Genomic DNA, 5,590 nt, shown 5'->3' on the forward strand with positions numbered 1-5,590 from the left:
TAACATCGTTGTTAAATAAAAATCTTTCTCAATTAATTCTTAAGAATTTGTAAATATTGCGGAATGTTAATTTAAATATTCTCAAGTTTTTGGAGTTAATACATAATTTTTGCTTATATCTGTCGGAAAATAGGACTCCCGCAAAAATCCCACATCTATCATTGGGTTAGAAGTCATTATTTAGGAGTCAGGAGAGAGTATTCAGGAGACAGTATTCAGGAGTCGGGAAACAGCTTTTTTCTCCCTTCTCCCAACTCCGGCGCTCCCTGCTCTCCTATACCTTTTAAACAGGATTTGGTAAGTACCTAAGCAAAATTAATTACACATTTCGATAAAGCTTTTGCCTCTTGCCTCTTGCCTATCTTCACTAGGAAATTTATTTTGCATGACTACTTATTAGATACCGAACAGCTTGTCCCCTAATGCCTAGAGAATTTCAATAATTCCTTGACTGCCATCGAGACGAATTAATTGACCATCTTTTAACAATTTCATGGCATTATGCACATCCATAACCGCGGGAATTCCGTATTCTCTGGCAATAATAGCACCATGGGATAATTGTCCCCCCACCTCGGCAATAATGCCCACAGCCTGGGATAATAAAGGGGACCATCCTGAGTCAGTATAGGGAATAACGAGAATAGTATTAGGGGCAATTTCTAGATTTTGTAAGCTGGGCATAATTTTGATTCGTCCCTCCACTGTCCCCCCACTAGCGGCAATTCCCTGTAAGCGTTTTTTGGCAGTTAAATTTGAAACTAAAAATTCTCTTTTCGGTGGTTGTCCATAAACGATGTAGGGAATATCGGTTAATTGAGAGTTTTCTTGGAATTGTTGGCGACGCTGACGGATAATCTGCTTAAGATTGGCGATTTTATTATTCTGACCCAACTGGGTAACTTCTGAGTAATTTAGATAAAATATATCTCCCGTCTCCGATAATATTTGCTGCTGTAACCAGAGGGTTTCTAAAGCGAGAAAATGCCAGCGTAGGTGAGCTAAAAGACGGGAGTAAATTTCAGTCACTTGGTTTTTGATATTTAATCTTTTTTGGACAGTATGGGAAGATTTAACTTTTTTATGGCTATTATTACCCGGACTATCTAAGGGGAGTTGTAGCAGCTCTTGGGGATTTTCTCGCCATCTCGGTATGGAAATATCAGTCCCCACTTCGCTTAAATAACCGTAGGTTTCTAACCAGAGGGAAAAAGCCGAGTCAAAATCTCGATCGAGCGTATTTTTTCTCAGTTCAGATAGCGATCGCATTGAGGCTATTTCTGGTGCTTGGGAGTTATCCAATCTCTCAAAAGGTACTTGCGAAATACTGCGACGCAAAGCGAAGCTAAGAGGGGCAAGAATACTATAATAGGTGGCTTTTTTTAAGACGGTTAAAATCTCCTCAATTTGCTCTAAAATCTCCCCTGAAGATAAAGCTTCTGGGGCAGTAGCGTTAATTTTTTTGAGCGTCGGGATAAAATAGTTTTTTTGATCTTGGCTAAAGTCTTTTTCTAACTGTAATTCCCGTCCTAAAAGTTTTAATAAACCAGGGGAATTAGCCAAAGTTGCCGTTAACGGTGGTTTGGTAAACTTTGCCCCTTTGGTCAGGAATTCTAAGCTTTCTGGAGGTAATCCCATGCGACGGAAAATTGTTCCTAACAAAGAAGCATTAAAATAGGCTCTTTGATAGTGTAAAGTCGCTGTTTCATTGAAGTCCAAATCGAGGGCTTTTTTGTCTAAAACTAACCGGAAAATATCTCCCCAAACTCCACAGGTTAAAGGACGATTAATTGACCAAGGCAAAGGACGAATCACACCGGGGATAACTTCAGCTGCGATTTTTCTTGTCCAAATTGGCTGTAAATTAGTGATAGGACGGCACTGTAATAACCATAATTTTCGTCCGTCATGAGTCCATTCTATATCTTGGGGAATGCCATGATCAAGGTTTTCTAATTGCCGACAAAGATTAGCTACCTGTTGAATAATAGCCGGGGGAATATCTCCCGCTCCGATAATGATATTTTCTTCTAAATTAACTCGATAACTTTCGGGGGTGATTCTTCCCGATACAACTCTGGTGGCATCTCCGGGTAAAGCTTCAATAACTACATCTAAACTGAGAGGATTAATCGGATCGCGACTGAAGGCAACTCCCGAAAAAACTCCTCGAATTTGTTCTTGGATTAACACAGCCATGGCCGTGTTTTCTTGACCTCGATCGAGTCGATAATTAACAGCATTAGGACTATTATAGGAGGTTTGGCAACTTAAAATCGCCGCCGCTAAATTTTCTTGATCGATGACGTTAAGAATTGTAGTATATTGTCCCGCAGATGAAGCGGTTTCACTATCTTCTCCAATAGCGGAAGAGCGCACGACTAAGGGATGATTAATATCAGGATGAAGAGATTCTATTAACGGTTGTGGATCATCCCCTGGGGGTAAAATCCAACCCCTAGGAATGGGATAACCGGCACGCTTAAGATCGGCTAAAGTGGCGGCTTTTTGTCCCACTTTTAAGGCCGTCAGATTGTCATCAAGAGTTTGGATCGATCGATCTCCACGAAAAAAACGAAACATAGTTTTTGATTCATTGTTAACACTTGCTTCGGGTAAGTCTAAATCGTCGGCTATTTTTTGAAAAATTGCCCCTAATAAACAGGCTAAAGCAATGGCAGTTATAATATAACCTGAATCGTGGGGACGGCGCAAGGTGAGAATTAAAGCTAATAAAAATAATCCTACCAATCTACCCGTAGATTTTTCTCGAAAAATAGTAAAGCTAATCCCACTAATGATTGAGGTGAGAAAAACAGCGACAAAATCGTGAACGATTAATCCCCAGAAAACATTAGTAGTTCCCGCACCTTTTCCTAACCAATAGCGCCCCATGACTAAGGCAATTAAAGCTAATAATTCCCAAGTGGAGCCGGTGGGAAAAAATAAACGGGTTAGGAGAATAACGATAATTCCCTTGGCTGCTTCCGAAATTACCGCCAAAATTCCCACTAATTTACCCCCATGGTAAAAGGCGGCAGTTACACCGATATTACCAGTACCTAATTGGGATAATTTACGTCCAGTTACGAGATAATTTATCCAATCGATCAGAGGCAGTCCACCGATTATGGGACAGACTAAAAAAATAAATAGGGATCCCAAAATTTCTCTCATTTAAAATGCGTCTTAGTTTACGATCTTGTCTTAGTAACGACCTTGATAACATGAACACGAAAGCGATAATATAAATTGAGCTTAATGGCTTAAAACCCAAGCAGATGGAGCAAATAAAGGCAATAATTGCGGATTTTAAGCGGCAAAATCAACCACTCAAACTGAAGAAAAAAACGAAAAGAGTAAGGTGGACGATGCACACCCTACAGACTTAAGAAAATCTGATTGACAGTGAGATTTAATTCCGTGAAAGTCTGGGAGATCAGGATATCTCTGTCTCGAAATTGCCGAATTTGATATTCTTCCTCAACTAAGCGACAAACAGAGATGGTCGGTTGTTTAGGAGTGCCGAGAAAATTACGCCCACCCAAGGCTGCATAATCGACAATCCAATATTCAGGAATACCCATTTCTTCATAATCAGCAAATTTTAAGTAGTAATCATCACGCCAGTTAGTCGATACCACTTCAATGATCAGAGGGATAGATGCACCATCCCTAAGGATTGATTCTTTTTTCCATAATTTTTCCTGAGCGAGCTTGGTTCGATTTAGCACTAATACATCAGGAAAATAACCAGAATTTTTACCAGCAGGTCTGACAATCGCTTGGTTAGGAATTAAATAAGGAAGCCCTAGTCTATCAATTATTCCACTGAGTTTAACAGTTAAAAATCCTTTGATTTCCTCGTGTTCTCCTGCGGGTTGTGCCATTTCAATAATATTTCCCTTGTGTAGCTCATAACGCACTCCCGAATTTTCAGGCAGCCAAAGGACGAATTCCTCGAAATTAACAGTTTTAGGTAAAGTTTGGCTCATAGCTGGCAAAATAGCATTCTCTCTCTACTAACTTCCTTAGCTCTATTTTACCTTAAATGCAAGGTGGGCATTGCCCACCCTACAAACTCTCTACATAATCTGCGATCGCACTATCGCTGCCAAAAACGATGAGGACGAAACCAAAAATATAATTGGTAACGACGGCGAGGTTCATAAAAGGAGTCAGTTGCCAGTTAGTTTTTAGATCTCCATTTGGCAATATTACACCCTCATAAAATTCTTTACCACCGGAGCCGCCTAGTAAGTTTATGATCGGGTCTCCTTGATTAACGCTGAATGTTACAGCCCCTCCTGATGATGAAGACGATGTCGGCGGCTTAGATGTGTAGTTATAGCGCTTTTCACGTTACTGAGGTATCGACAAGTTTTGCCAACAAAGGGTTTAAGCCCCTTGCCCATGGCTCATTCTGATGAAAAATGCTATGATTGCTTTGAGCGCATAGAAGAGACGAGTGCTAATATTAGGAACAACAGCTTCGGAAATTTCCGCTCCTCCTGGATAATAGATATAGCTATCGGAAATTTCCAATCCCTCTGGATAATTTGTCGGGGGAACGGCGAACGTAGTGATTTCCCTGGCAAGGGCTTCGGAAATTTCTGATTCTCCTGGATAAGAGATATAGCTATCGGAAATTTCCAATCCCTCTGGATAATAGGTATAGGTAAATGTGGTATATTTTGAGTTATCAGAAAATGCCGGGGGACGTAATTGCGGAACTTCTCCACCCACTACCGCAGCCCCAGAGCAATCTTCAAGGGGCATATATTGTTTAGCCATCGAAATCTCCTTAGTAATCGATAACGGAAAAAAGTGAGAGATTTAACTGGAATTACACTGATGGACAAAATTAACAAATCAACTCTGCTGTAACTCATACTACTCAGTCCTCTATGCTAAGATGATCCAAAAAACGCAAGTTTTTAAATTGATGGGCAAAAAAAATTTTGATTTTACTCAATAACCAAATAGTTATATATAGATGTTTATTTTTGACAGTAAAACCGATATTTTAATTAATTCTCAGGAATTAACCTTTAAAAGTGAATATTTTTGTGACTTTTCTCGCTATTTTCAGAATCGAGAATTTGTCAACGGAGATGCTTTACAACTCAGTGGTGATCATTTTGAAGGGTATCTTTCAAGGATCATCATCGATGAAGTGATGTTAGAATTATCGCAACGTAATTGTTTAATAAATGTTGTGGGAGTAGTCCATTCTAAAATGTGGGTTTTTGCGATTCCTATTCGGGTGAATTCCGTCTTCTTCCAAAATTTGTACTCAGTAGAAAATAACTATCTTGGGATTGTCCCCCCTAAATCAGAAATTTCCATTTTTCAACATCCCTTTTCCAATCGTTTTCAGCTTTACGTTCATGATAATTATCTGCAACAATTGTGCCAAAATTTAGAGCTACCAGAAGCGAAAAAGTTTTTAAATTCTTCCGCTTCTTCTGTTGTGATTTGCCCATCGGAAAAAATTCGTCATCTCCAACAATCTTGTCATCAACTTTATCGAATGCTATTTAATTTAGATCGTCAACAAATATCTGGGCAAAGAAAAGCATTAAGATTA

At 39.4% G+C, this 5,590-nt stretch carries 4 protein-coding genes and 1 pseudogene; 1 reads left to right on the forward strand and 4 read right to left on the reverse strand.

The genetic code is table 11. From position 1 onward, the window contains the following. Positions 1–426: 426 nt before the first annotated feature. From PX481_RS01700 to PX481_RS01715, 4 genes are all read right to left on the reverse strand, one after another. Complete coding sequence (locus PX481_RS01700) at positions 427–3,177, reverse strand: glycerol-3-phosphate acyltransferase (RefSeq protein ID WP_288093359.1); 2,751 nt, start codon at positions 3,175–3,177, stop codon at positions 427–429. Between the two features lie 203 nt (positions 3,178–3,380). Continuing rightward, positions 3,381–3,995 carry a Uma2 family endonuclease gene (locus PX481_RS01705; RefSeq protein WP_002757834.1) on the reverse strand — a complete coding sequence of 205 codons (615 nt, stop codon included), beginning with the start codon at positions 3,993–3,995 and terminating at the stop codon, positions 3,381–3,383. A 79-nt stretch (positions 3,996–4,074) separates the two neighbouring features. Further along, on the reverse strand, positions 4,075–4,215 hold the full coding sequence (locus PX481_RS01710) for a hypothetical protein (RefSeq protein ID WP_002757832.1): 141 nt from the start codon (positions 4,213–4,215) through the stop codon (positions 4,075–4,077). 183 nt (positions 4,216–4,398) lie between these two features. Further along, on the reverse strand, positions 4,399–4,794 hold the full coding sequence (locus PX481_RS01715) for a hypothetical protein (RefSeq protein WP_288093363.1): 396 nt from the start codon (positions 4,792–4,794) through the stop codon (positions 4,399–4,401). Between the two features lie 202 nt (positions 4,795–4,996). Here PX481_RS01715 and PX481_RS01720 point away from each other — a divergent pair. Next, positions 4,997–5,590 (forward strand): annotated as a pseudogene (locus tag PX481_RS01720) (helix-turn-helix domain-containing protein); the annotation flags it as partial.

The organism is Microcystis sp. M53603_WE2, from assembly GCF_030065435.1.

Coding starts and splice junctions, on each gene's coding strand:
- PX481_RS01715 (WP_288093363.1), bottom strand. CDS start 4,794: ATGGCTAAACAATATATGCCCCTTGAAGATTGCTCTGGGGCTGCGGTA.
- PX481_RS01705 (WP_002757834.1), bottom strand. CDS start 3,995: ATGAGCCAAACTTTACCTAAAACTGTTAATTTCGAGGAATTCGTCCTT.
- PX481_RS01700 (WP_288093359.1), bottom strand. CDS start 3,177: ATGAGAGAAATTTTGGGATCCCTATTTATTTTTTTAGTCTGTCCCATA.